Raw genomic sequence first — 25,739 nt, 5'->3', positions numbered from 1 at the left:
ATATATGAGTTTTTATATACTGCCGATCTCAATTGGATTGGCATTTGTTTTAGATTTGATTATAGGTGATCCGTACTGGTTTCCGCATCCCGTTATTTATATTGGAAAATTAGTTTCGGGATTAGAGAAAGCTGTTAGAAATTCAAAGTTATTTACAAGTGAAAAAAAGCAGAAATTATGTGGACTTTTGATTTGGGTTTCTACTGTGGCAGTAACGGCAATAGTTACCTATCTTCTAGTGTCTCTGTTTGATAGAAATGTCATAATGGTATTATTGGTTAATGCAATAGTAATTTGTATTTGTCTATCAACAAAGTGTCTTGGTAAGGAGGCAAAAAAGGTCTACTATAAATTGGACGATATTGATGAAGCAAGGGTTCAACTGTCATATATTGTTGGCAGGGACACTTCAAATCTCAGCGAAGAGGAGATAATTAGAGCAACAGTTGAAACAGTTGCAGAAAATACCGTAGATGGTACGATAGCTCCAATGATGTATGCGTTTATAGGTGGACCGATTTTATCTATGGTTTACAAGGCTGTAAATACAATGGATTCGATGCTAGGTTACAAAAATGAAAGGTTTGTTAATATCGGAATGTTTTCTGCGATACTTGACGATATTTTCAACTATATTCCAGCGAGATTTTCGTTGGTGTCATTTACAATCGCCAGCTTTTTCCTAGGGTACGATTGGAAAAACTGCGTTGTTATTGGTATTAGGGACAGAAAAAATCACAATAGCCCAAATTGTGCAATCCCCGAAGGTGCAGTTGCTGGAGCACTTGGAGTACAGCTTGGCGGAACTAATGTATATTTTGGAGAAGAAGTTTATAAGCCGACTATCGGTGATAAAAACAGAAATTTAGAAAGAGAAGACATCATAAGAACAATTAGATTAATGAATTTTGCATCGTTGATTTCATTGATGATTTTTCTAATTATATATATGGTATTTATTGTATTGAGGTGTATATGAGTTCACATGGTGCAGATATTGATAGATTAAAAAGAAAGTATAAAATAAATGAAGAAATAATTGATTTTAGCTCTAATATCAATCCTAGGATGCCAGAATGTGTCAGTAGAGTGATATCAAACTCAATTGATGAAATAAAGAGGTATCCAGATATTGAATATAACAGCCTAAGGAAAGTTATTTCTAATAGCATAAATAAAAGGTACAAAACATCTTTTTCACACGCAAATATCTGTGTCGGTAATGGAGCCACAGAGTTGATTTTTTTGATTTCAAAAATTGATAAATTTAAAAAAATTGGAGTAGTATGTCCGACTTTTTCAGAGTATCAGAGAGCTGTTGAATCATTGGGAAGAAATTTGTTTAAGTACCACATGATCGTCGGAGAGAATACACTTGAAATCAATCAGGATGACAATTATGATGGTTTGGATTTGATATTTATATGCAATCCAAATAATCCAGATGGTAGGTTGAGAAATTTGGAAAGAGTCGTCGAGAAGTGTAAATCATCTGGGATTACATTGGTGGTAGATGAAACCTTTATAGAGTTTTGTGAAGAAGATCTTTGTAGATCGGCAATTGGATATGATTATGACAACATAGTTGTGCTGAGAGCAGTTACAAAATTTTATGGAATGCCTGGTGTTAGGCTTGGTTATGCAATAAGCAAAAATGAAAGTATTATTGAAAATATGTGGTCTATTAAGGAACCTTGGAGTGTAAATACTTTCGCTGAAAAATTGGGTCTGGAAATATTTGAGGATGATCAATTTTACAGTGAATCAAAGTCTTTTTTTAGAGATGAAAGAAATTGCTTTATAAATAATCTTAAGCAAATTCAAGGTATAGACGTATTTGAAACAGACTCAGCATTTGTTTTGATTAGAATAAATAGTATAAAACATAATTTTAAATCCAGTAATCTGAAGAAAAAAATGATGCTTGATTTTGGAATAGTCATTAGAGATGCAAGTGACTTTGATGGATTGGATGATAGGTACATCAGGGTGGCAATAAAAACGAAAAGTGATAATGAGTATTTTGTCGATTCATTGAAAAAAATTTTGGGAGAGGTATTTTGATGAAAAAAGGATATGGTAGCTGTCCAGGTACTTGTGGAGAATTGGTTCAAGGAATATCTGGAAATAAGGAATCCATAAGTTCATATTGTATCGATTTATTTTCAAGAGTGATGGTATGGGATAGTGATGGTGGAGATCCGACCTATAAAACGAGAAAAAGAAAATCACTGGATGCAATAGGACTTGTATTTGAGCATTTTGGTTATGATAAAAGCGAATCAGAAAAATTAAATATAATCATAAAATCAAATATACCAGTCGGAAAAGGGATGGCTAGTTCCACAGCCGATATTGGTGCTAGTGTCATGGCTGTGTTGGATTACTTGAATAGAGATATGAGTCCAGATTTGATATCGAAGTTAGTTGCAAAAATTGAACCAACTGACTCAATTTTTCATAAAGAGGTATGTATTTTTGACCCTATAAATGGAGAAGTAAGAGAGAGCTTGGGTTTATTGGCGAATAAAAAGGTATTGGTACTAGAACCAAATTCAAAGATAAGTACAGTAAGGCTGAGAGGAAATAAAAGCTATCATAGGGATATATTGAAAAATAAGTGCTTGACTGATAACTCCTTCGAAATGCTAAAGCGAGGATTTCGTAGTGGTGACGTTGACTTGATTGGAAAAGCTTGCAAAAATAGTGCTTTTGCCAATGAATTAATAAAGAAAACTCCTTTTTTAGAAGAGATAATCGAAATATCAGAAAGACATAGGTTTGATTTTGTAAATATAGCTCATACGGGAACAGTAGTTGGTATGGTTTTTGATGAAGATAGAAATATAAAAAATGTGATTGATGAACTTAGAGATTCAAGAATTTCTGAGGAATATAAAAGGATATATGTGAGAAGCGTGATAGATGGTGGTTTGAGAAGAGGTGATTACGATGGAAGACTACATAAAAAAACCTAAAGCAATAGAGGACAAGAGCTTTGAAATAATTCAAGAAATAATTGATGAAATAAATCCTGAATACAAATTCAAGTCAAAAGCGGAGGAGATGATTATTAAGAGAGCAATTCATACTACGGCTGATTTTGATTATCTAGATATACTAAAAATATCGGACAATGCGATTGAGACAATAGTAAATGCATTGAAAAAAGGTGCGTGTATTTATACAGATACCACTATGGCTCTTAGTGGAATAAACAAGTCGATTCTAGATAATCTTGGCTGCGAATACAAGTGCCTTGTCTCGGATCAAGGAACTGTTAGGCTTGCGAAGGAGTTGGGTATTACGAGGTCGATGGCTGCCGTAGAATTGGCAAGTCGTGAGCCAAATGAAAAAATATTTGTTTTCGGAAATGCACCAACTGCCTTGTATAAGGCAATTGAGCTAAATCGTGAGGGTAGGCTGGGTGCAGATGTGATAATAGGTGTTCCTGTTGGATTTGTAGGAGCAGAGGATTCAAAGGATTGTTTGATGGAAGAAGATATAGAGTACATAGTATCTCAAGGTCGAAAGGGTGGCAGTAATCTTGCAGCAGCAATAGTGAATGCGATACTATATCAATATTTTAGATAAGCAGTCTATAATTTATCGGTTTTTTAAAATTTTGTATTTTAAAAGCAAAGTATCTGTATTGATGTAGCTGTGAGTTGTTTGCTGTTTTTTTAAGTTGTATTTTGAAGGTAAAGTAAATGGATAGTTTTGTATACATTGATGGAAAAAAATATAGGCGTGGATTCACAACTGGAAGCTGTGCAGCGGCGTCGACAAAGGCATCGCTTATAAAGCTGATAACCAGAGAAGATCTAAAAAGCGTAAATATTGATACTCCAAAGGGAATAAGTATAGAAATTCCAGTTGTCGGTCAAACAATGGAAAATGGAAGTGTGATTTCCTATGTTGTAAAAGACGGAGGAGATGATGTGGACGCCACGAATAAAATGAAAATTTTTTCTAAGGTGGAGCTAATAACCATTGATGAGCTGCCGAAAATCAGATCAGAAAAATTATTGGATGGTGTTGAGATAACTTCTGGAGTGGGAATAGGCATTGTAACAAAAAAAGGACTTAGTGTGGATGTTGGCAGGCCAGCCATCAATCCAACTCCATTGAGAATGATATGTGATGAGATTGAGAACGTATTTGACGATTTTGATATTGACAGAATGGATTTTCTGGGGGATAAAATTTTATTGGTTACAATTTTTGCACCGAATGGGGAAGAAATTGCAAAAGAAACCTTCAATTCAAATCTTGGAATTGAGGGAGGTATTTCTATAATAGGCACAAGTGGTATAGTTGAGCCTATGAGTGAGGAAGCCTGGAAAAAAGCTCTTACACTTGAGCTTTCAATGAAGAGAGAATACGGAGAAAAGGTGGTGCTGGTACCTGGAAATATTGGGCTTTCGACAATGGTGGAAATATTTGGATTTGATGAAAATAGAATCGTCAAAATGAGCAATTTTATTGGGTATATGCTGATGGAGTGCAAGCGTCTTGGATTTAAAGAGATTGTCATCGGTGGACATATTGGAAAGCTGATAAAAATGTCGGCAGGTATAATGAATACCCATAGCAGATTTGCCGATGCAAGAAACGAAATTATGGTTTCTAATTTGGCTTTAATGGGTGCTGATCTCAAATTTCTAAACAGGATAAATGAATGTGTGACAACAGATGCAATGATTCCAATAATTAAAGAGTATGGATTTGAAAAAGTATTTGAAATTATAGCTGAAAAGTCTGTAAGTCGTGCAAAGAGGTTTATTAGAGATCATGATGGAACTATTAAAATAGAGGTGTGGTTATTTTCGATGGATGGCCAGCTATTGGCAAAAAAGTAGGTATGGAAATGCGAGGTGTTTTATGATAAGCGTTGTTGGTATTGGACCTGGAAATATTTTTTATACTACAGTTATAGCTATAAAAATAATAAGTGAAGCAGACATAATAATCGGCGGAAAAAGAAATATTGATGCAGTTAATGAGATACTGGCTCAAGGTGAAATTGACTCGAAGGAAGTATTTATACTAGGGTCAAATTTTGGTGATATGAAAAGCTATATCTTGGAAAATATTGACAAGAAAATCTGTGTTATAGCCTCTGGAGATCCAAACCTATATGGTATTGCCAATTTTATTGAGAGAAATTTTGAAGGACTAACTGAGGTTGAGGTACATTCGGGAATAAGCTCCGTTCAGTATCTTTTTTCTAGGATAAAAATAAATATGAATGATCTCTATATTACAAGCTGCCATGGCAGGCTTCCGAATTTTGATTCAATATTTAGACATGAAAAGGTGGCCATTTTGACGGATGCAGAAATAGGTCCAAAAGAGATAGCCAATGAGGTCATAAAAAGAGGTTTTGACTATTTATTCTATGTCGGAGAAAATTTGTCTTATGACGATGAATGTATTTATAGTGGGATGCCTGATGACATATTAAAAAAAGATGAATATGGCTTATCGGTTGTAGTTTTGATAAAAAGAGACGTTTAATAATAATCTGAGGTGATATTATGAAAAATTCTGAATTTATAACAGATGGAGTGCCGATAACAAAGGAGGAGGTTCGAGTTATTTCAATTTCAAAGCTAAATCTAAATAGTGCGAGTACATTTTTGGATATAGGATCGGGCACAGGTACGATTACAGTTGAGGTGGCATTGAATAATCCGAATGTTGAGGTATTCAGTATTGAGAAAAACAAGGTTGCGTATGAATTGACACGAAAAAACATAGAAAAATTTGGTTTAAAAAATGTAACTCAAATATTTGGCGTCGCTCCAATGAAATTTGAACCAGATAAAAAATTTGATGCAATATTTGTCGGTGGAACGGGAGATGAATTGATGGACGTATTGGAGTGGTCATATAATAAAATGAAAAATGGATCCAGATTTGTTGCCAATTTCATTCTAATCGACAATTTTTTTAAGTGTAATTTGGCTATGGAGAAAATTGGATTTAAAAATATCGAAGTTATCCAAGTTGGTGTTTCGAAACTTGAAGCACTTGGAAGTGGAAAATATTTTAAACCTTTAAATCCTGTATTCGTTGTGAGTGCAGAGAAATAGATAATGCTACGAATGGAGAGACACATGAAGAAGATTTATTTTGTAGGAGCTGGTCCAGGCGACAAAGAACTGATAACTTTAAAGGGTTATAAGTTACTTTGTCAGGCTGATATCGTTATATATGCAGGTTCTTTGGTAAATCCAGAGTTACTTGATTATTGCAAAGAAGAATGTAAAATCTATGACAGTGCTGTTATGGATTTGATGCAAATCATAGAGGTTATGAAAAATGGTGTTGAAAATGACAAGCTTGTTGTTAGATTGCAAACAGGCGATATTTCTTTATATGGTTCAATTAGAGAACAGTCTGAGGAGTTAAAAAAGCTTGGAATAGAGTATGAAAGCATTGCTGGTGTCAGCTCGTTTTTAGGTGCTGCTGCATCAATGGGGATAGAGTACACAGTTCCTGAAATATCACAAAGCTTGATTATAACAAGGTTGGAGGGGAGAACTCCAGTTCCAAAGCTAGAAAAATTGGAGTTATTTGCCAGTAATCAAACATCAATGGCGATATTTTTATCAGTGCAAAATATAGATAATGTCGTCGATAGGTTGATAGAAGGTGGTTACCCACAGGATACACCTGTTGCAGTCGTTTACAAGGCAACATGGAAGGACGAAAAAATAGTAGTAGGTGAATTAAGAAATATAGCAGATAAAGTAAAACGTGAAGGGATAAAAAAGACTGCACTTATTCTGGTTGGTAAATTTTTGGGTGATGAATATAATTATTCAAAATTATACGACAAGATATTTAAGCATGAATATAGAAAGTAATTTTTAGGTGAAGGTATGAATGTTAGATTTATTTGTATTACGGAAAATTCAATCGATTTGGCACACAAAATTTCAGCTTTGTTGGAAGATAGTTTTTTCAGCACAGACATGGACTGTGTTATAGAGGTAATACAATACTCTGATTTCAAGAAGCAAAAGAAACAGATATTTGGAGAAAGTGACTTTTTGATTTTTATTATGGCTACTGGAATTGTAGTCAGAAGTATTGCTTCACTTTTGGTTAATAAATTCAGCGATCCGGGCGTGATAGTGATAGATGAATTAGGAAAGAATGTGATAAGCTTATTGAGTGGACATATGGGTGGTGCAAATGAAATGACTATGACTATTTCAAAGCTGATAAATGCAAATCCTGTTATAACCACGGCTACAGACTTAAATGGTCTTGGATCATTTGATATGTTGGTGAAAAGGGTGGATGGTTGTGTTAAGAACCTAAGATCACTTTCATTGGAAATTAATTCGAAATTGTTGAGAGGAAAGACAATATATTTATATGTTCAGAGTGAGTATAGAGGATATTACATTGACGACACATGCGTGGGAGGATTTTGTTTATTTGAAAAATATCAAGATATAATTGCAAAATTCAAAGATTTCGACAATAAATTTATTGATGGAAGTGATAATGATGATATATTGGTCGTTATTTCTGATTCTATTAGCTTGATTAGAGACTTGCAAGAGATAAATTTGAGAGTAATACCTGTTATTCCAAGAAAAAATGTAATCGGAGTTGGTTGTAAGAAGGATACCGATGCAAACGAATTTGAGAAATTTATTGTCAATAAATTGGTTGAAAATGACATTATCATAGATTCATTATGCTGCATTGGAAGTATTGAGTTGAAAAAAGAAGAAAGATGTATTTTGGATTTTTCGAAAAAATATGGCATGAAGACTAGCTTTTATAAGCCAGAAAAAATAGAATCGGTACAAGATTTTTACGATAAGTCTGAGTTTGTAAAAAAGCAGGTTGGTGTTTATTCTGTTGCAGAGCCAGTTTGTCACATTATGTGTGATGGAAATATTATTGTTTCAAAGGTTAAGCATAATGGAATTACTATGGCTGTTGGGAGGAAAGAAAAATGATATTCGTAGTAGGTATTGGTCCTGGTGGAAGGAAATATATGACGTCTGAAGCACTAGAGGCAATTGAAAAAAGTGATGTGGTTGTAGGTTATAAGACGTATCTAAGGTTTATATATGATTTAATCGAAGGCAAGGAAGTTTACGAAAGTGGTATGAAAGAGGAAGTAAATAGGTGTAAAAATGCAATAGATTTGTCAAAAAAAGGAAAAATCGTGGCTGTTGTGAGTGGTGGAGATTCTGGGATATATGGCATGGCTGGTTTGATTCACGAATTGAACTCTAGGGAAGAAACAAGACAGAATATCGTCGTTGTTCAGGGTGTTACGTCAAGTGTTTCAGCAGCAGCAGATCTTGGCGCTCCAATTATGCATGATATGTGTCAGATTAGTTTAAGTGATTTGATGACGCCCTGGGAGATTATTGAAAAGAGATTGAAATTGGCTGCTGAGGCTGATTTTGTAATTTGTTTATACAATCCAAAAAGTCGTGGAAGAACCGACCATCTAAAAAAGGCATTTGAGATAATGTCTGAGTTTAAGGATGGTTCGACAATAGTTGGTATTGTAAAAAATGCGGGAAGAGGCGAGGAATTAGAAAAATATATCATGACATTTGACGAAATGGATTTTGAAGTTTGTGATATGTCGACAATGGTAATAATAGGAAATAAAGAAACGTATATATATGATGATAAAATGGTAACTCCAAGGGGGTATAGTATATGATTTTGGTGCTCGGTGGAACATCTGATAGTTTAAAAATATGTGATAGACTGTATGAAATTGGTATAAGTGAATTTGTTTTGTCTGTTGCTACTGAATACGGCAAGGAATTGGCTTCATCTCATGCAAAAAAAATAATCAATGGAAAAATGGACAAGGATGAGATGGTAAAATATATTAGTGAAAATGGAATTAGGCAGGTAATAGACGCAACACATCCGTATGCGATTGATGTTTCAAGAAATGCAATGGATGCCTGTGAGGAGGCTGATATAAAATACATTAGATTTGAAAGAAAATCACTTCTTGAGGAAATTAGATATCAAGGTGAGTTCATTGTTGATTCAATAGAAGAAGCCTGTGATATGGTTATGAAAAATAACTCTTGGGAAAATGTATTTATAGCAACTGGTAGTAAAAACCTTGGAACTTATGTAAAGCTATTAAAGTCAAAGAGATTGGTGGCAAGAGTTTTACCGACTAGTGAGGTTTTGAGGTCTTGCGAAGCCATGGGACTAAATGCTGACAATTTATTGGCGTTGAAAGGTCCATTTAGTAAAGAAATTAATGTTGCACTTCTTAAGCACGCAAAGGTGGATGTTGTTATAACAAAGGAGAGTGGATATGCTGGAGGATTTCTTGATAAGATTGATGCTTGTGATGAGTTGGGATTACCAATAATTATCATCAAGAGAAAGACCATCGACTATCAAAGAATGGTTCACGAAATTTCAGAAATTCAAGAAAGCATAATTTTTGGATAATTATTTGGGATAAAAATAGTAAGAAATGGGAGAAGTATATGGCAGTAAAAAAAGCGTTATTGGTCGTAAGTTTTGGAACTTCATATGTGGAAACGAGAAAAAAAACAATAGAAGCATGTGAAAATAAACTGATTGAAAAGTTTCCTGATATGGATTTTTTCAGAGCGTGGACATCAAGAATGATTATAAAAAAAATGAAAAATAGGTACGATGAGAATATATTATTTCCTGACGAGGCCTTTGAAGAAATTTTAAAAAAGGGATATAGAGAAGTATATGTCCAATCTCTTCATCTCATTTGCGGTGAAGAGTATCATAAGCTATTAAATGTGATTGAGAAGTATAGAGATAAATTTGATAGGATTGAAATAGGTAGACCTTTGCTGACAAATTTGGAAGACTATAATGAGTTGGCGGATTTTATAGAACGAGTTTCTATAGATGATTGCAAAAAAGATATTCAGAATAATATCAAAGCAGCAACTGTTTGGATGGGGCATGGAACGGAACATATGTCTCACTCTGCATACGCTGCTCTCGATTACAGACTGAGATTACAAGAGACACCTGCATATATAGGAACGGTCGAAGGCTATCCTGAGCTAGAGGAAGTTATAACACTATTAAAGAAAGACAAGCTCGAAAAAGTTCATTTGCGTCCTCTTCTTTTAGTTGCGGGAGATCATGCCACAAATGATATGGCAAATAGTAATGAAGAAGATTCTTGGTATAGTATTCTAAAGAGCAATGGTTTTGATGTAGAGATTCATTTGCAGGGTATAGGAGAATTTGAATTTATTCAAGATAAATTTGTCAGCAATATGTGTGATGAAATCAATGAGAAATCAGCCTTGAGTTCAATTGTTGAAAATAATGATAGGGCAGCTTCTAATTCAATTAGTAAAAATAATGATAGGGTAGCTTCTAGTTCAATCACTGAAAATATTGAGAAAAATCATGGGGAAGTTCAATTTTTTGGGATTGGTGTTGGACCAGGAGATAGCGATTTATTGACAGTAAAGGCCGTAAAAGTGTTGCAATCATTGGATACGCTTTATGTTCCTCAGGCAAAAAAGGGAAGTGAGAGCGTTGCAAAAATGATTGTCAACAAATATCTAAAGGCTGATTTGGAAATCAAGGAAAGATATTTTCCGATGAATTATAATGAAGACGAGAAGATTTCTGCTTGGAATGAAATATCTGAAGAGATAATTCAAGATACGAACGACGGTAAAACTGTCGGATTTATCACATTGGGCGATCCAATGGTATATTCCACATATGTATACCTATATAATAGAGTTAAGAGCAGGGTGAGAGTAGAGACTATTCCTGGAATCACATCATTTATCAATATAGCGTCATCAAATAATTTTCCTCTTGCAATGGATAAGGAATCTTTGGGGGTAATCTCCTGTACAGACGACTACGATAGAATTTCAGCTGTATTAGATAGTTTTGAATCTATAGTTCTAATGAAGGTGTATAAAAATTTTAAAGAAATAATTAAAATGATTGAAGAAAAAGGGCTATCAGACAAATCTTTAATAGCTTCTAATTCATCAATGGATAATGAGATAATTTATAGAGGGATTGAAGAAGTCAAAAATCTTGATTCCGTTCCGTACTTTACGACTATATTAATCAATAAAAATATATAGATTTACTAGACAAAAGAAATAAGTTTTATTAATAAAATATTCTAACAAAAACGCGTTATTAAACTAAAAAATTATCACAAAAACATAATATTAATTCGAAAAACGCATTTTTTAACTTTTAAAATATAGTCATTTGTCGTTTGACGAAAATCGAATAAAGTAATATACTTAAGATAAAGATACATACAAGGGACAAGACAGAAGTTATTTTTAGTTTTTAATGGAGGTGTTATTATGAATATCAGAAAAGTATTAATACCGATTGACGGTACTGAGAGAAGTATGAAGTCAATAGAGCTAGTAAAGGAAATGTATTCTCCAGAAAAAGTTAAGGTTGAAATTATTCATATCAAGGAGCTGGTTTTCATTGATGGAATTTCAATAAGTGATGAAATAAAGATTTCTGAGGAATATGGTAAGAAGCTTTTGGAAAAAGCTAAAGAAAGCATACCTGGATTTGATGTATCATTGTACTTTGGATTTGGTTATGCAGGTGATGAAATAGTGAAACGTGCAGAAGAACAAGATATCGATATTATCGTAATGACGAAATCGACTAAAAAAGGATTCTCAAGAATCATAGGGTCAGTAACTAATTATGTGCTAAAGCACACTGATAGTATAGTGATGATAGTGCCTGAATAGATTTTATTTAAGTGAACTTGTTGCAAATTGGCAGGTTCACTTTTTTGTATTGTAAATAAAAGCTGATAATATTGGTTGTATATTATTTAATAGATTAAAGAAGAATAATGCATTATAGTGATAAAAAAACTTATGCAAAAAATTTTTGTTTTATAGCGGTTTATTAGGGTATCAAACTAGTATAGAGTTAGTGTGATTAGCTAATTAAAAAACATTATCAATTACGACATTAAGGTTAAGTTTTTTTATTTGAAATAAGTTATTAGTAATAAAATCTTAAGAAATTTGAAGAAATATTTATCTTGACTTTAATCTTAATTGAGAGTATAATTGTCTATATAGAATAATAGTAACTATTACTATATTCTTCTTATTAAATATATTTTGTATTAAATGGAGGTAACAAAATGGCTGAATTAAAAGGAACAAAAACAGAAAAGAATTTGAATGATGGTTTCGCTGGGGAATCAATGGCAAGAAACAAATATACATATTACGCTTCTCAAGCGAAAAAAGAGGGATATAATCACATAGCTGATATATTCTTAGAAACAGCTAATAACGAAAAGGAGCACGCAAAGCTTTGGTTTAAAGCATTGCACGGTGGAGAAGTGCCTTCTACAGAAGAAAACTTATTGGATGCTGCTGAAGGTGAAAACTACGAATGGACTGAAATGTACGTAGGATTTGCAAAGGACGCAAAGGAAGAAGGCTTCACTGAATTGGCTAGATTGTTTGAAGGTGTTGGAGCTATAGAAAAGGCTCACGAAGAAAGATATAGAACTTTACTTCAGAATCTAAAAGATGGTAAAGTGTTTGAAAAGGAAGATGTAGTAGTTTGGGAATGCTTAAACTGTGGTCATTTACACGTATCTAAGAAAGCTCCTAAATTATGTCCAGTATGTAAGCATCCACAGGCATACTTCAGAGTTAAGGATGATAGCTGGAAATAGTAATTAGATTTATCGGAAAGGTGTGTTGTTATGAAATTTTCAAGACAAAGAGAAATGATACTAAATGAAGTCATCAATAGCAATGCGCACCTAACTGCTGATAATATTTATGAAAATTTGAGAGTTGAAAACCCAAATCTAAGCTTGGGTACCGTATACAGAAACTTGACACAGCTTGAAGAGCATGGATATATCAAGAAATTGAATGTTCCAGGGGATCCTGTTCGCTATGATGGTAACTTAGAGGAGCATGATCATTTTATATGCGAGAAATGTGGAAAGATAATAGATATCGATAGTGGTTTAGTCACATTATCAGATTCATTTTTAAATGATTCTGGAGTGACTGTCAACTCTTGTAGTGTTATTTTTAAAGGTGTTTGCAGTGAATGCAAAAAAAAAGAATTAAATATAGATAATTCTAAGTAAAGGCGTAATGTTTTTACTGATATGTTAAATAAAATATGGAGGAAAAAAATGACAAAGGCTGTTGAATTTTATAAATGTTCACTATGTGGTAATGTAGTAGAAAAAGTTGTTAATGGTGGCGGAGAATTAGTCTGTTGTGGACAAGCTATGAATCTATTGAAGGCAAACTCTTCAGATGGTGCTGGTGAAAAGCATGTTCCTGCAGTTGAAGTAAACGGTAATGTTGTTTCTGTAAAGGTTGGTTCAGTAGAACATCCAATGACAGAAGAACATCATATTGCTTTTGTAGTTCTAGTAACAGAAAAGACTGTTCAGAGAGTAGATTTGCCTCATACAGGAAAGCCTGAGGCAGTATTTACATTGGCAGATGATGATAGGGCTGTTGCAGCATATGAATACTGTAATCTTCATGGATTATGGGTTGCTGAAATATAATATTGGTTTTTATATAAAAAAAGAATATTGATATGTCTGTAAGTGAATAATGTCAGACATATAAGGGGTGTACATTCTATGTTCGTAAAGTTGAATGTGTCACCCCTTTTTTACGTATGTTTGCCAATTGGATAGATACTAAAATAATATCTTTTAATAAATCTATTGACAATGATTATCATTAATAGTATAATAAAAATCGACGAATACGTCAGTTTTTAATCGACGAAAATGTCAGTTTTTACTATAAAATGTTAGGAGAATTTGAATTGACTGAAAAAAAGAAATCAATTTGTGAAATTAGAAAGCAGGAAATATGTCAGGCAGCAATAGTATGTTTTCTTGAAAAAGGTTTTCATAATACAACTATGGAGGATGTGATTTCTAAAACGAGTCTTTCTAAGGGTGGTGTATATTATTATTACAAAAACACACGTGAAATGATATTTGATATTTTTATGGAAGGTAATAAACACCGAATAGATTTAATAAAGAGTTATGTTAATGAAAACAATCTATCTCTTAGTGATTTGGAAGATGAAGATATAATGGCGGAGCTGATGGTGGATAAAATACTTACAGATAATCCACTAATGAAAATATATGCACAGTTTTTAGTCGAAGCAAACTATGATAAGGTACTTTTTCAAACATACCAAAAAATTCAAGAAGCCTCGAAGGAAGAATTGTTAAGATTTTTCAATAATGAAAATAAGAACAAGACTTCTAATGAAGAATTTATATTTATATCATATCTTTTAAACACTTTTATACTAGGAGTAAATATTTTAAATGCAAGGGAAAATTTTTTGTTAAATAAAAAAGTTATAAAGGAGATGGTGAAAAGTGCCATTACCCACATTAAGGAGGAAGTGTAAAATGAATACTTTTAAGAAATTATTTTCATATGCTGAAGAGAAAAAAGTTTTTATAGTTTTGTCTTTGTTTTTTTCTGGATTTGCAACTTGTCTCTCTTTCTTGCCATATTATTTTTTCTGGCAAATACTAAGGGAAATAACTACAAATTCAAACATAACTGAAATAAAACAAATATCCTTGTATATTTTTCTGACTACCGTTTTATATGGAGTAACATATATTATATCTCTACTTTGTAGTCACTTGTTTGCATTTAGATTGGAAACTAATATGAAAAAAAGAGGACTTTATCATTTGCTAAATGCTTCTTTTTCATTTTTCGATATCAATCCTTCAGGAAGGACGAGAAAAGTAATAGATGATAACACAGGTAATACGCATACTATTATTGCACATATATTGCCGGATTCAGTAAATGCCGTCTTATTTCCGATTGGAGTATTGGTATTGTCTTTCGTGGCAAGCTGGAAAATAGGTGTGCTTATGTCAATAGTAATAATTTTGGCATTGATTTCCTTTAAGCTGATGTATGCTGACGAGAATATGATGAAAGAATATATGTCGGCGTTAGAGGATATTAACTCCGAGACTGTCGAGTATGTAAGAGGGATACAAGTAATCAAGGTGTTTGGTTTGACTTTGGATTCATTTAAAAAGCTTCACGAGTCTATTTTAAATTATTCAAGAGTTGTAAACAAATTTTCTCAGATGAGTAGAACTCCGTTTGTTATTTTTCAATGCTTAATGATGAGTTTTTCGGCTTTAATTATCATCATTGCTTATCCTATGATTGTTATGAATGAGTCTATGAGTGAAATAATTAGCTTAGTGGTATTTTTTATGACATTTGCAGGACTTTTGAATAGCGCATTTGTAAAAATAATGTTTTTCAGTAAAAATTTAACGTTGGCTAAGGATGCCATAGATAAATTGGAAGATTTATTTGAGAAAATGGATGAAAATAAGTTAGTAATGGGAAATATAACAAAAATGGAAAATTATGATATCGAGTTTGAGAAAGTGTCATTTGGTTACGAGAAAGATGTTAGTATTTTAAATGGGTTTGATTTGAAATTAGAATCTGGCAAAAAATATGCTTTAGTTGGAAGCTCTGGTGGTGGTAAATCTACAATCGCAAAATTGATATCAGGCTTTTATCCGGTATCTAGTGGAAAATTGAAAATTGGTGGTAAGGATATTAAAGAATACTCAGGTGAAGCCTTAGAAAAGAATATTGCATTTGTTTTTCAGCACGCAAAGCTTTTTAGTAGAACTATTTTTGATAATGTGAAAATTGGAAATCCTGAAGCCAGTTATGAAGAAGTTATGAGAGCGCTGGAGATTGCAATGTGCAATAATATTCTCGACAAATTTGAGACAAGAGAAAAAACTATAATAGGTGCAGAAGGTGTTCATTTGTCGGGTGGTGAAATTCAAAGGATAGCCATAGCGAGAGCAATACTAAAGGATGCACCGATAATAATTTTGGATGAAGCAAGTGCTGCAAGTGACCCCGAAAATGAATATGAAATGCAACGAGCTTTTTCAAATTTAATGAAAAATAAAACCGTAATTATGATTGCACATAGATTGTCGAGTATTAGAAATGTGGATGAAATATTGGTAATTGATGAAGGAAAGGTTATTGAAAGAGGCAGTCATGAAAAGCTGATGGAAGGTAATACAAAATACAGATATTTTAGAGAGCTGTTTAAGAATGCAAATGAATGGAGGGTTGTCAATGAAAACTAGAATTCAAAAATATTTTGCGCTGACAGATCAGGGAATAAGTAATACGCTAAAAGCATCAATTTTTACTTTTTTAAAATATTTCAGCTTTACATTTCCACCTGTGCTAGTGTTTATGTTTCTACAGGACTACCTGAGAGGGGAGTTGAAAAATCTTACGGTGTATATGGCAATTTTGACGATTATCGTAATAGTCATGTATCTTATTTTGAGAAAGGAATATATATTGACGTTTGACACCACTTACGCAGAAAGTGTGGCATTGAGAGAAAATATAGCAAATCAGTTTAAAAAATTACCACTTTCTTATTTTTCGAAGCATAATTTATCTGATTTGTCTCAAACAATTATGATGGATGTAAATAATATTGAAATAGTAATCAGTCACGCTTTATCACAAGGAATAGGTTTTTTGTACTTTTTTATTTTTATTAGTATCCTATTAATACTAAATGCACCTCTTATGGGATTGGCAGTAGTATTGCCTATATGGACAGCAGTATGCATTATGTTTTTTACAGGAAGAGCACAAACAAGAGGAGTTAGAAAATACTATAGGACTCTCCTTGAAAATGCAGCAAGCTTTCAAGAAGCCTTTGAAATGCAACAAGAGATAAAAAGCTATTCAATGCAGAATCAAGTAGAAGGTGATGTTGGTAAAAAATTAGAGGATAGTGAAAGGATACATATAAAAGCAGAATTTAAAATGGCCTTTATGTCATTTTTGGTAGGATTGTTGCCGTATTTGGCACCTGTATTTACAGCAGTAGTGGGAGTCATATTATTCACAAAAGGAGAGATAACTGTTCTTTATTATGTAGGATATTTGATGGCGGCTACAACGATATCTTCACAGTATTCAGCTATTAATGAATATATTTTGATGGCGTTGTTTTTTGAAGATTCTTTTAAACGAATTAGAGATCTTAAGGCAGAAAAAATTCAAGATGGCGATGATAAAAAGCTAAAAAGCTTTGAGGTGGAATTAAAGGATGTAAGCTTTTCTTATGGTAACAACAAGGTTATAAATAATGTGAGTTTTGTTGCAAAGCAAGGTGAAGTTACTGCACTTGTAGGGCCATCAGGCTGTGGAAAAACTACTATTTTGAGGTTGATTTCAAGACTGTATGACTATGACAGTGGGATGATATGTATTGGCGGGGAAAATATAAAATGTATAAGCACTGAAAGCATGTTTGAAAATATATCGATTGTATTCCAAAAGGTAGAGCTTTTCAATAATTCTATCTTGGAAAATATAAGAATAGGTAGAAAAGATGCAACTGATGAGGAAGTAATTTTGGCTGCAAAGTTAGCTAATGTCGACAAGATAGTTGAAAAATTGCCAAAAGGATATCACACTGTTATCGGAGAAAATGGATCAAAGTTATCTGGTGGAGAGCGTCAGCGAATTTCCATAGCAAGGGCTTTTTTAAAGGATTCACCTATAATTTTACTCGATGAGATTTCGGCATCGTTGGACGTGGAAAATGAAATGGAAATACAAAACAGTATTAACAAACTTATTAAGGATAAGACGGTAATTATTATATCACATCGACTAAAATCAGTGGAGAACGCAGATCAAATTATTGTCATGAATGATGGCGCTGTAGATTCAAAGGGTGTGCATAAAGAAATATTAAAAACATCAGAGATTTATAGCAAAATGATCGAAAAATCCGAATTAACAGATTCCTATGTCTACTAAGACATCTATATAGATTGAAATAGAAAATTTTATATCATTAGCCTTCTACGGAATTTCATTTTTCCATAGAAGGCTAATTTTTTGCATAATTTTTTTATGCTCTCACAGAGAAAAATGCCTCATACATTATAAAATACTAAGAATATTTACTTGTCCAAATACCTGCACACTTCATCATAAATAGTTTGGTTTTTTTCTGTAATAAATGAATAGGAAATACCTTCCTTTCCAATTCTACCTGTACGACCAATTCTATGTATATAGTCCTCAGATCTTTCTGGAAAATCATAGTTGTATATATGAGTAATTCCTTCAACATCAAGTCCTCTTGATGAAAGGTCTGTAGAAATCAGAAATTGGATTTTCAAACTCCTAAAATCCTTCATTATTCGCTCACGTTTTGATTGACTGAGATCGCTATGAATTTTTTCGCATTTATAGCCTATTTGTGCCATTTTTAGCTCTAAATTATCAACTCTTGCTTTTGTCCTACAAAAAACAATCGCCATAAAGGGAGGATCGTTTTCTATTGTTTGACAAAAATCATCAAATTTATTTCTATCTGTGGTGAATACGAATTTTTGTTCAATCGTGCTTGGTATGTCCTTTCCATCAATTCTAATAGTAGAAAAGCTGTCTGAATATCTGTACGCCATCTTTTTTACTTTCGAATCGATTGTGGCTGAAAACAGTAGGACTTGTTTTTTTGATTTTATTTTTGAAAAGATAAAGTCTATTTCATTTCTAAAGCCCATCAATATCATTTGGTCTGCCTCGTCGACTACAAAGGAGTCTGTTTTTGATATGTCGATTGTTTTTCTATTGATATGATCTATTAATCTACCTGGAGTTGCAATTATTATCGTCTTATTTCTTCTTTTAAGCTTGGATATTTGAGAATTTATATCTTTTCCTCCATAAATAGAAATGATATCTAAAGAAACTTCCATAATATTTTTTTCGTCCGAAGCTTTCGCCAATATATCAAATAGCTTGGAAACCTCTGAATATATTTGTATTACTAATTCTCTAGTGGGCGCCAAAATTATGGAATTTGAAGTGTTTCCATATAAAATTTTATGCATTATGGGTATTAAAAAGGACATGGTTTTTCCTGTTCCTGTATTGGATTCCACGATAATATCATTATCTGCTAGAATTTGTGGAATAGCTTTTTTCTGAACATCTGTAGGTTGTTTTATACCCATTTTACCAAGAGCAGCAATTATTTTTTGATCTATCTCAAGTATATTAAAATTATTTCCGTTAGTATTCATATTTATTAATTTGAAGGCTGGTTGCCTTTTCCTTTCTTTTAGAAATATTATATTATCAATAAAATTATACCATATTTATAGCGAAATAATGTACTATAAAGCGAAATAAATATATTCGCAGCTATTGAAACTTTATTTTATAAAAACTTCATCAGAATTTCTTTATTAAAATAGCATAATGAAATATAAAATTTAAAACTTGCAAAACATAGAATAGGAAAACGATATTTTGATTTAAAATATTCAAAAAATGAAAGTTGATATATAATACAATTTCAAAAAGTCTTGATTAATATCTATTAATCAGATATAATAAGAATATGAAATTGCAAGTTGGATAAAAAATCTTGCAGAATGGGAGGATATTATGTGCGTTATAGATAAAATCAAGGGAAAAGAATTGAAATTTGTAGATACAACATTGAGAGATGGAGAGCAAACTGCTGGTGTGGTTTTTGCCAATAGCGAAAAACTTATGATTGCTGAGATGTTAAGCGATCTTGGAATTAATCAACTTGAAGTCGGTATTCCAACGATGGGCGGAGATGAAAAAGATGCAATAAAGCAGATTGTAAAGAAAAACTTAAAATCGAGTATTATGGCTTGGAATAGAGCCGTAATAGGTGATATAGAGCAAAGTATTGATTGTGGTGTAGATGCGGTTGCAATATCTATATCTGTATCTGATATCCACATTCAGAACAAATTAAAAACTTCTAGAGAATGGGTTTTAGAACAAATGGTAAAGGCTACTGAATTCGCCAAGAAAAATGGACTATATGTTTCTGTAAATGGTGAGGACGCTTCGAGAGCAGATGAAGATTTCCTAATCGACTTTATCAATACTGCCAAAGAAGCAGGAGCTGATAGATTTAGATTCTGTGACACTGTGGGAGTGATGGATCCATTCACAATAAAAAATAAGATTGAGAGAATATACAATGCGACGAATTTTGATATAGAAATGCATACACACAATGATTTTGGTATGGCTACGGCTAATGCTGTTGGTGGTATTCTAGGTGGCGCAAACTATGTTGGCGTTACTGTCAATGGTTTGGGTGAGAGAGCAGGAAATGCAGCTCTTGAGGAAGTATTGATGGCATTGACAAGAGTTTTAAAATTTGACTCAAAAATTGACACTAGAAAATTCAAGGAAATTTCAGAATATGTTTCAAGAGCTTCAGGACGTGAGTTACCGGCATGGAAGGCGATTGTTGGAAGCAATATGTTTAGACATGAATCTGGAATTCATGCAGATGGGGCATTAAAGGATCCAAAAAATTATGAAGCGTTTGATCCTTCAGAGGTTGGATTAGAAAGACAGATAGTTATTGGAAAGCATTCTGGAAAGGCAGCAGTGGTTAATAAATTCTTGGAATATGATATAAAGCTAGATGAAGCTGATGCTAATAGAGTGTTAGAAGAAATTAGAAGTACATCTGTAAAATTGAAGAGATCTCTTTTTGACAAGGAAATAGTATCAATATACAGAGATATATTGAGAGAAAGAGGAGATGTTCTTCATAGAATAGTATAATTTTAGACAACGATTAAAATAATAAATAATATAAGTAGGTGGTTGAATTGGGAAAAAATATAGTTGAAAAAATTTTACAAGAGCATATTGTTGAAGGTGAATTGGTAAAAGGAAGTTCCGTTGGAATTAGAATAGATAGAACCTTGACACAGGATTCGACAGGTACAATGGCATATTTGCAGCTTGAGGCAATGGGAATAGATAAAGTAAAGACGAAAAAATCCGTTGCATACATAGATCATAATATGTTGCAGCAAGGCTTTGAGAACGCTGATGATCATAAGTATATTCAAACTGTTGCCAACAAATTTGGAATATATTTTTCAAAGCCTGGAAATGGAATTTGTCATCAGGTAAATCTTGAGAGGTTTTCTGTTCCTGGAGATACTTTGCTAGGGTCAGATAGCCACACACCGACAGCAGGTGGAGTAGGTATGTTGGCAATAGGTGCAGGGGGACTTGACGTTGCATTGGCGATGGCTGGCGAACCATATAGTATCAAAGTACCAAAAGTTATAAAAGTTGAGCTAACTGGTAAATTATGTCCAATGGTCGCATCAAAGGATATCATTCTTGAGGTGTTGAGAAGAGAAACTGTTAAAGGTGGAGTTGGAAAAATTTATGAATATGGGGGAGAAGGTGTGAGTAGCCTATCAGTTCCACAGCGAGCTACAATAACAAATATGGGTGCTGAGCTAGGTGCAACTACATCTATATTCCCGAGTGATGAAAAAACGAGAGAGTATTTCAAGGCGCAGGGTAGGCTTGATGATTGGAGAGAATTGAAAGCTGATGACGATGCGAAATATGATGAAATTATAAAAATAGACTTAGATGCATTGGAGCCAATGGTGGCAGCACCACATAGCCCTGATAATATTGTAAAATGTCGTGAAGTATCAGATGTAAAAGTGGATCAGGTAGCTATTGGAAGCTGTACAAATTCTTCTTACGAGGACTTGATGAAGGTCGCAAAGATATTAAAGGGAAGAAAAGTTAAAAATGATGTTAGCTTGGTAATTGCTCCGGGGTCAAGACAGGTTATGGAAATGATAGCTAGAAATGGTGCATTGGCTGATATTATTGCATCAGGTGCTAGAATTTTGGAAAACTCATGCGGTCCTTGTATAGGTATGGGACAATCACCTGGAACGGATGCGGTAAGTGTCAGAACTTTCAATAGAAATTTCTTTGGAAGAAGTGGTACAAATTCTGCAAAAGTATATATTTCGAGTCCAGAGGTAGCAGCCGTTACTGCATTGACGGGATATATTACTGATCCGAGAGATATAGATTTTGATATTGATTTTTCAGATATAAGCACAGATGAATTTATGATAGATGATAGCATGATAATTGTTCCAGCCGATACATCTACTGAGGTGGAAGTTGTGAGAGGACCTAATATTAAGCCTTTCCCTCTTAATACAGCTTTGGAAGATAAGTTATCAGGAAAGGTGATAATAAAGACTGGCGATAATATTACTACGGACCATATTATGCCGTCAAATGCAAAGCTTCTACCATTTAGAAGTAATATTCCTTATTTGGCAAATTTCTGTTTTAGTACAATTGACGAAGAGTTTTCAGCTAGATCAAAGGATAATCCTGGTGGATTTATAGTAGGTGGAGATAACTATGGTCAGGGTTCATCAAGAGAACACGCAGCGTTGGCACCACTTCAATTGGGAATAAAGGGAGTAATAGCAAAGAGCTTTGCTAGAATTCATAAGGCAAATCTAATAAATAGTGGTATTATTCCGATGGAATTTGAAAATCCTGAAGATTATGACCTGATTTCACAGATGGATAATATCGAAATTGAGGGAATATTGGAAGGTATAAAAAATGGTAAGCTAGTTGTTACTGACAAGGATAGAGGCGTTAGTTTTAGTGTATCCGTAGTTTTTAATGAAAAAGAAATTGAAATGTTAAATGCTGGTGGAAAGTTAAATAGTATTAAATTAAAGAAAGGAATAGGTGCATAATATGTATAATATTACATTGATTCCTGGAGATGGTATAGGTCTGGAAGTTACAGAGGCTATGAAAAAAGTGGTAAAGGCTTCTGGAGTAAGCATAAATTGGGAAGAGGTCGTTGCTGGTGAAAAAGTGATAGATGAATACAATACACCATTACCTGACTATGTATTAGAAAGCATTAAAAAAAATAAAATAGCCATAAAAGGTCCTATTACTACACCGGTAGGTAAGGGATTTAGAAGTGTAAACGTGGCACTTAGAAAAGAATTGAATTTATATGCTAACGTTAGACCTGTTAAGAGTTTTGATGGAATAAAATCAAGATATGAAGATATTGATTTGACAATAATTAGAGAAAATACAGAAGATCTTTATGCAGGTGTTGAACATAAGGTTGGGGATTATGCTGGGGAAAGTATAAAAATAATAACAAAGCCAGCTACTGAAAGGATTGTGAACTTTGCTTGCAATTACACGAAAATTAATGGATATAAGAGATTGTCATGTGTACACAAGGCTAATATAATGAAGATTTCTGACGGATTGTTTTTAGACACATTCGAGAAAGTATGTGATGAAAATAATATTGATAGATTAAACGGAGCAAATGAAAAAGATGTTTCTATATATAGAGATGATGTCATTGTAGATGCTGCAGCCATGAATTTGGTGTTGAACCCCGAATGGTTTGACGTTTTGGTAATGCCAAATTTGTATGGGGATATATTGTCTGATCTATGTGCAGGTTTAGTAGGAGGTCTTGGTATTATTCCAAGTGCCAATATTGGTGACGAATATGCAGTTTTCGAGGCTGTACATGGAAGTGCTCCTCAGATAGCAGGTAAAGGAATTTCAAATCCTACTGCAATAATTCAATCGGCAGTGATGATGTTGAGATATATTGGAGAATACGATGCAGCCAATTTGATAGAGTTATCCTTGAAGGAAATATTTAAGGCTGGAAAAATAATTACACCAGATTTAGGTGGAAATTCTACTACTGAAGAGTTCGCAAGCGAGCTATGCAGATTGATAGAAAAAAATAAATAATTGCCAATCAATCACTTTATAAAAAGGAGCCAAGAATAGATTTTCTGGCTTCTTTTTTTATTTAATCGGCGTATGCTTATGGTGATGGAAGGAGCAGATTCATTTTGAGTTGAGAATGCTCCTCCATCTATTAGAGTATATATTGGATTGGCTTATATCTCTGAATTATAATTTTCGAGTTCTCTATAAACCAATGAGATAGGAAATCCAACAACTGTATAATAGTCTCCCTTGATTTCTTTTACTAATAAAGAGCCATAGTCTTGTATACCATAAGAGCCGGCTTTATCCAATGGAGATCCTGATTCTACATACTTTTTGATAATTTCGTTCGTTTTATCATCATATTTGTAAAATTCTACTTCCGTATACGATGTAATAATCCTCTCTTTATATTTTGATAATAAACAGAAAGACGTATACACTCTATGTTTTTTACCACACAAATAAACCAAAGTATCATATGCGTCCTGTCTACTAATTGGTTTTCCGAGAATTTTTTCCTCACATACAACTACAGTGTCTGAACCGATCACTATGATATCCTCGCAATCAAAATCATTGTCATAGGATAACTCTGCCAGTGTGGCATTGGCTTTTTCGAATGACAATTCTCTGGTTAAATCGTGTGCCTGTTCGTAAGGTTTTTTTTCGGATATATTTTTTAGTAATTCATCTTCAATTAATTTTTCGTTAATATTCTTTGACGTTTTTACAGAAAAGTCTAATCCAGCTTGTTTCATTAAATCCTTTCTTCTGGGGGAGTTACTCGCTAGAATTAATCTCATATTTTTTCACCACCATTTCCTTCTATTAAGAAAAATTATATAGTAAATTAAGATAAAAATAAAGAAAAAATGATACAATTATTCGCATTTACATTACTTGTGGTATAATATATTAGTAGATGTTCGGAGGCGATTTATGGATATTATCAAAAATATAGAAATATGGAATTATTTGGCATATTTTTTTATCTATTCTTTTAGTGGATGGATAATAGAAGTTGCTTATCATGCCTTTACAAAGGGGAAGTTTATCAATAGAGGCTTTTTAGCAGGAATGGTTTGCCCTATATACGGATTCGGTGCGATTACTATTGTTTTCCTGTTGGAGCCAATTAAAGATAATCTATTTATTCTGTTTATTGGTGCTGTGTTAATATGTACAATTTTGGAATATTTAGTAGGATTTTTCTTAGATAGAATATTTCATAAACGATGGTGGGACTATTCTGATGTACCATTTAACTTGGGTGGCTATGTATGTATTCAGTTTAGTGTGTACTGGGGAATAGCAGGAGTTATACTTGTTAGGGATATTCACTTTATGATTGAAAATCTTGTTTCGTTGATAGATTTAAGAATGCTGATGGTTCTTTGTGGGGTATCTGTGATTTCGATTTTAGTCGATTTATTGGCTTCTGTTCAGAATGTGCTGAAGTTAAATAAAAAACTTGCTCTTCTTGAGGAAATGCAATTGCAAATCTATGATTTGAGTAATATGGTGGGTGAAGGTGTCAGTGATACAACACTCGATATAATAAATAGAGTAGATCCAGTGCTTAAGGATTTTTCTGAAAGAAAAAATGCTTTTGGAGAGGCTATCGACAAAGAGATTTCAGATATAAAAGAAAGAAAGGATGCTTTTGGAAGTATTATTGAAAGAGAATTATCGGATTTTAAGGAAATTAAGACAGAAGCACAATTGAAGCTGGAAGAGCTAAAAATAAAGAGAAATGAACTTATCAATAGCTATAGAAGAGGCGAAAAAAGAATTATCACTGCGTTTCCGAAGCTAAGGGAAGATATGTATACAGAGTCCTTTGAAGAATTTAGACGGGCTATCAAGGAAAAGCTGAATAAAAGATAGAAATAAATGTAGCAGTTAAAAAGATCTTATTTTTAATTGCCATATAAGAAAAAGATAAATATTATTTTGATGCAATTTTAA

General features: G+C 33.2%; 25 protein-coding genes. 23 read left to right on the top strand and 2 right to left on the bottom strand.

The features are described from left to right. Nucleotides 1-4 precede the first annotated feature (4 nt). From cbiB to FYJ71_RS04825, 19 genes are all read left to right on the top strand, one after another. A complete protein-coding gene (gene cbiB / locus FYJ71_RS04915; RefSeq protein WP_154537708.1) occupies nucleotides 5-979 on the top strand; it encodes an adenosylcobinamide-phosphate synthase CbiB in 975 nt (324 codons plus the stop codon). Beyond that, nucleotides 976-2,064: a pyridoxal phosphate-dependent aminotransferase gene (locus tag FYJ71_RS04910; RefSeq protein ID WP_154537707.1), complete on the top strand. Its 1,089-nt coding sequence runs from the start codon at nucleotides 976-978 to the stop codon at nucleotides 2,062-2,064. The genes cbiB and FYJ71_RS04910 overlap by 4 nt, the downstream gene beginning before the upstream one ends. Continuing rightward, nucleotides 2,064-2,978: a GHMP family kinase ATP-binding protein gene (locus FYJ71_RS04905; protein WP_154537706.1), complete on the top strand. Its 915-nt coding sequence runs from the start codon at nucleotides 2,064-2,066 to the stop codon at nucleotides 2,976-2,978. Before FYJ71_RS04910 ends, FYJ71_RS04905 begins: the two co-directional genes overlap by 1 nt. Continuing rightward, nucleotides 2,953-3,594 carry a cobalt-precorrin-8 methylmutase gene (locus FYJ71_RS04900; RefSeq protein WP_154537705.1) on the top strand — a complete coding sequence of 214 codons (642 nt, stop codon included), beginning with the start codon at nucleotides 2,953-2,955 and terminating at the stop codon, nucleotides 3,592-3,594. The genes FYJ71_RS04905 and FYJ71_RS04900 overlap by 26 nt, the downstream gene beginning before the upstream one ends. A 116-nt stretch (nucleotides 3,595-3,710) precedes the next feature. Continuing rightward, nucleotides 3,711-4,862, top strand: coding sequence for a cobalt-precorrin-5B (C(1))-methyltransferase CbiD (cbiD, locus tag FYJ71_RS04895; RefSeq protein WP_154537704.1), 1,152 nt, complete (start codon nucleotides 3,711-3,713; stop codon nucleotides 4,860-4,862). Between the two features lie 22 nt (nucleotides 4,863-4,884). Beyond that, a complete protein-coding gene (cbiE, locus tag FYJ71_RS04890; protein ID WP_154537703.1) occupies nucleotides 4,885-5,520 on the top strand; it encodes a precorrin-6y C5,15-methyltransferase (decarboxylating) subunit CbiE in 636 nt (211 codons plus the stop codon). 20 nt (nucleotides 5,521-5,540) lie between these two features. After that, nucleotides 5,541-6,098 carry a decarboxylating cobalt-precorrin-6B (C(15))-methyltransferase gene (locus FYJ71_RS04885; RefSeq protein ID WP_154537702.1) on the top strand — a complete coding sequence of 186 codons (558 nt, stop codon included), beginning with the start codon at nucleotides 5,541-5,543 and terminating at the stop codon, nucleotides 6,096-6,098. 24 nt (nucleotides 6,099-6,122) lie between these two features. Further along, nucleotides 6,123-6,875: a cobalt-precorrin-4 methyltransferase gene (locus tag FYJ71_RS04880; protein ID WP_154537701.1), complete on the top strand. Its 753-nt coding sequence runs from the start codon at nucleotides 6,123-6,125 to the stop codon at nucleotides 6,873-6,875. Nucleotides 6,876-6,890: 15 nt separating this feature from the next. Then, nucleotides 6,891-7,988: a cobalt-precorrin 5A hydrolase gene (locus tag FYJ71_RS04875; RefSeq protein WP_154537700.1), complete on the top strand. Its 1,098-nt coding sequence runs from the start codon at nucleotides 6,891-6,893 to the stop codon at nucleotides 7,986-7,988. After that, nucleotides 7,985-8,713, top strand: coding sequence for a precorrin-3B C(17)-methyltransferase (gene cobJ / locus FYJ71_RS04870; protein ID WP_154537699.1), 729 nt, complete (start codon nucleotides 7,985-7,987; stop codon nucleotides 8,711-8,713). The genes FYJ71_RS04875 and cobJ overlap by 4 nt, the downstream gene beginning before the upstream one ends. Continuing rightward, a complete protein-coding gene (gene cobK, locus FYJ71_RS04865; protein WP_154537698.1) occupies nucleotides 8,710-9,474 on the top strand; it encodes a precorrin-6A reductase in 765 nt (254 codons plus the stop codon). Before cobJ ends, cobK begins: the two co-directional genes overlap by 4 nt. 38 nt (nucleotides 9,475-9,512) lie before the next feature. Next, nucleotides 9,513-11,135, top strand: a complete 1,623-nt coding sequence (locus FYJ71_RS04860; protein ID WP_154537697.1) for a cobalt-factor II C(20)-methyltransferase — start codon at nucleotides 9,513-9,515, stop codon at nucleotides 11,133-11,135. A 234-nt stretch (nucleotides 11,136-11,369) separates the two neighbouring features. Next, entirely contained in the window at nucleotides 11,370-11,780 is a 411-nt protein-coding gene (locus FYJ71_RS04855) for a universal stress protein (protein ID WP_154537696.1), read from the top strand. Between the two features lie 407 nt (nucleotides 11,781-12,187). After that, entirely contained in the window at nucleotides 12,188-12,733 is a 546-nt protein-coding gene (rbr, locus tag FYJ71_RS04850; RefSeq protein ID WP_154537695.1) for a rubrerythrin, read from the top strand. A 30-nt stretch (nucleotides 12,734-12,763) separates the two neighbouring features. Next, nucleotides 12,764-13,162, top strand: coding sequence for a Fur family transcriptional regulator (locus FYJ71_RS04845; RefSeq protein ID WP_154537694.1), 399 nt, complete (start codon nucleotides 12,764-12,766; stop codon nucleotides 13,160-13,162). Between the two features lie 48 nt (nucleotides 13,163-13,210). Then, nucleotides 13,211-13,597 (top strand): desulfoferrodoxin family protein, encoded by a 387-nt coding sequence (locus FYJ71_RS04840; protein ID WP_154537693.1) that lies wholly within the window; start codon nucleotides 13,211-13,213, stop codon nucleotides 13,595-13,597. A 269-nt stretch (nucleotides 13,598-13,866) separates the two neighbouring features. Further along, a complete protein-coding gene (locus FYJ71_RS04835) occupies nucleotides 13,867-14,475 on the top strand; it encodes a TetR/AcrR family transcriptional regulator (protein ID WP_195836897.1) in 609 nt (202 codons plus the stop codon). 1 nt (nucleotide 14,476) lies between these two features. Next, a complete protein-coding gene (locus FYJ71_RS04830) occupies nucleotides 14,477-16,228 on the top strand; it encodes an ABC transporter ATP-binding protein (protein WP_154537691.1) in 1,752 nt (583 codons plus the stop codon). Further along, nucleotides 16,218-17,936 (top strand): ABC transporter ATP-binding protein, encoded by a 1,719-nt coding sequence (locus FYJ71_RS04825; RefSeq protein WP_154537690.1) that lies wholly within the window; start codon nucleotides 16,218-16,220, stop codon nucleotides 17,934-17,936. Before FYJ71_RS04830 ends, FYJ71_RS04825 begins: the two co-directional genes overlap by 11 nt. A 146-nt stretch (nucleotides 17,937-18,082) precedes the next feature. Here FYJ71_RS04825 and FYJ71_RS04820 read toward each other — a convergent pair whose 3' ends face one another. Continuing rightward, nucleotides 18,083-19,213: a DEAD/DEAH box helicase gene (locus FYJ71_RS04820; RefSeq protein ID WP_154537689.1), complete on the bottom strand. Its 1,131-nt coding sequence runs from the start codon at nucleotides 19,211-19,213 to the stop codon at nucleotides 18,083-18,085. A gap of 367 nt (nucleotides 19,214-19,580) precedes the next feature. Here FYJ71_RS04820 and nifV point away from each other — a divergent pair, with 367 nt between their 5' ends. Genes nifV through FYJ71_RS04805 form a run of 3 tightly spaced genes read left to right on the top strand, consistent with a single transcriptional unit; the run spans nucleotide 19,581 to nucleotide 23,786 of the window. After that, the gene (gene nifV, locus FYJ71_RS04815; RefSeq protein WP_154537688.1) at nucleotides 19,581-20,753 is read left to right on the top strand and encodes a homocitrate synthase; all 1,173 of its coding nucleotides are present in this window, start codon (nucleotides 19,581-19,583) and stop codon (nucleotides 20,751-20,753) included. A gap of 47 nt (nucleotides 20,754-20,800) precedes the next feature. Continuing rightward, on the top strand, nucleotides 20,801-22,741 hold the full coding sequence (locus tag FYJ71_RS04810; RefSeq protein ID WP_154537687.1) for an aconitate hydratase: 1,941 nt from the start codon (nucleotides 20,801-20,803) through the stop codon (nucleotides 22,739-22,741). Between the two features lies 1 nt (nucleotide 22,742). Further along, a complete protein-coding gene (locus tag FYJ71_RS04805) occupies nucleotides 22,743-23,786 on the top strand; it encodes an isocitrate/isopropylmalate dehydrogenase family protein (protein ID WP_154537686.1) in 1,044 nt (347 codons plus the stop codon). Nucleotides 23,787-23,938: 152 nt separating this feature from the next. Here FYJ71_RS04805 and FYJ71_RS04800 read toward each other — a convergent pair whose 3' ends face one another. Then, the gene (locus FYJ71_RS04800) at nucleotides 23,939-24,574 is read right to left on the bottom strand and encodes a Maf family protein (RefSeq protein WP_154537685.1); all 636 of its coding nucleotides are present in this window, start codon (nucleotides 24,572-24,574) and stop codon (nucleotides 23,939-23,941) included. A gap of 136 nt (nucleotides 24,575-24,710) precedes the next feature. Between FYJ71_RS04800 and FYJ71_RS04795 the strand changes: the two genes are divergently transcribed. Further along, on the top strand, nucleotides 24,711-25,658 hold the full coding sequence (locus FYJ71_RS04795; RefSeq protein ID WP_154537684.1) for a putative ABC transporter permease: 948 nt from the start codon (nucleotides 24,711-24,713) through the stop codon (nucleotides 25,656-25,658). Nucleotides 25,659-25,739: the final 81 nt, after the last annotated feature.

This window comes from Peptostreptococcus porci (genome assembly GCF_009695815.1).
Lineage (GTDB): Bacteria > Bacillota > Clostridia > Peptostreptococcales > Peptostreptococcaceae > Peptostreptococcus > Peptostreptococcus porci.
This window is presented reverse-complemented; position numbering and strand designations above follow the sequence as displayed.

Coding starts and splice junctions, on each gene's coding strand:
- cbiB (WP_154537708.1), top strand. CDS start 5: ATGAGTTTTTATATACTGCCGATCTCAATTGGATTGGCATTTGTTTTA.
- FYJ71_RS04910 (WP_154537707.1), top strand. CDS start 976: ATGAGTTCACATGGTGCAGATATTGATAGATTAAAAAGAAAGTATAAA.
- FYJ71_RS04905 (WP_154537706.1), top strand. CDS start 2,064: ATGAAAAAAGGATATGGTAGCTGTCCAGGTACTTGTGGAGAATTGGTT.
- FYJ71_RS04900 (WP_154537705.1), top strand. CDS start 2,953: ATGGAAGACTACATAAAAAAACCTAAAGCAATAGAGGACAAGAGCTTT.
- cbiD (WP_154537704.1), top strand. CDS start 3,711: ATGGATAGTTTTGTATACATTGATGGAAAAAAATATAGGCGTGGATTC.
- cbiE (WP_154537703.1), top strand. CDS start 4,885: ATGATAAGCGTTGTTGGTATTGGACCTGGAAATATTTTTTATACTACA.
- FYJ71_RS04885 (WP_154537702.1), top strand. CDS start 5,541: ATGAAAAATTCTGAATTTATAACAGATGGAGTGCCGATAACAAAGGAG.
- FYJ71_RS04880 (WP_154537701.1), top strand. CDS start 6,123: ATGAAGAAGATTTATTTTGTAGGAGCTGGTCCAGGCGACAAAGAACTG.
- FYJ71_RS04875 (WP_154537700.1), top strand. CDS start 6,891: ATGAATGTTAGATTTATTTGTATTACGGAAAATTCAATCGATTTGGCA.
- cobJ (WP_154537699.1), top strand. CDS start 7,985: ATGATATTCGTAGTAGGTATTGGTCCTGGTGGAAGGAAATATATGACG.
- cobK (WP_154537698.1), top strand. CDS start 8,710: ATGATTTTGGTGCTCGGTGGAACATCTGATAGTTTAAAAATATGTGAT.
- FYJ71_RS04860 (WP_154537697.1), top strand. CDS start 9,513: ATGGCAGTAAAAAAAGCGTTATTGGTCGTAAGTTTTGGAACTTCATAT.
- FYJ71_RS04855 (WP_154537696.1), top strand. CDS start 11,370: ATGAATATCAGAAAAGTATTAATACCGATTGACGGTACTGAGAGAAGT.
- rbr (WP_154537695.1), top strand. CDS start 12,188: ATGGCTGAATTAAAAGGAACAAAAACAGAAAAGAATTTGAATGATGGT.
- FYJ71_RS04845 (WP_154537694.1), top strand. CDS start 12,764: ATGAAATTTTCAAGACAAAGAGAAATGATACTAAATGAAGTCATCAAT.
- FYJ71_RS04840 (WP_154537693.1), top strand. CDS start 13,211: ATGACAAAGGCTGTTGAATTTTATAAATGTTCACTATGTGGTAATGTA.
- FYJ71_RS04830 (WP_154537691.1), top strand. CDS start 14,477: ATGAATACTTTTAAGAAATTATTTTCATATGCTGAAGAGAAAAAAGTT.
- FYJ71_RS04825 (WP_154537690.1), top strand. CDS start 16,218: ATGAAAACTAGAATTCAAAAATATTTTGCGCTGACAGATCAGGGAATA.
- FYJ71_RS04820 (WP_154537689.1), bottom strand. CDS start 19,213: ATGAATACTAACGGAAATAATTTTAATATACTTGAGATAGATCAAAAA.
- nifV (WP_154537688.1), top strand. CDS start 19,581: ATGTGCGTTATAGATAAAATCAAGGGAAAAGAATTGAAATTTGTAGAT.
- FYJ71_RS04805 (WP_154537686.1), top strand. CDS start 22,743: ATGTATAATATTACATTGATTCCTGGAGATGGTATAGGTCTGGAAGTT.
- FYJ71_RS04800 (WP_154537685.1), bottom strand. CDS start 24,574: ATGAGATTAATTCTAGCGAGTAACTCCCCCAGAAGAAAGGATTTAATG.
- FYJ71_RS04795 (WP_154537684.1), top strand. CDS start 24,711: ATGGATATTATCAAAAATATAGAAATATGGAATTATTTGGCATATTTT.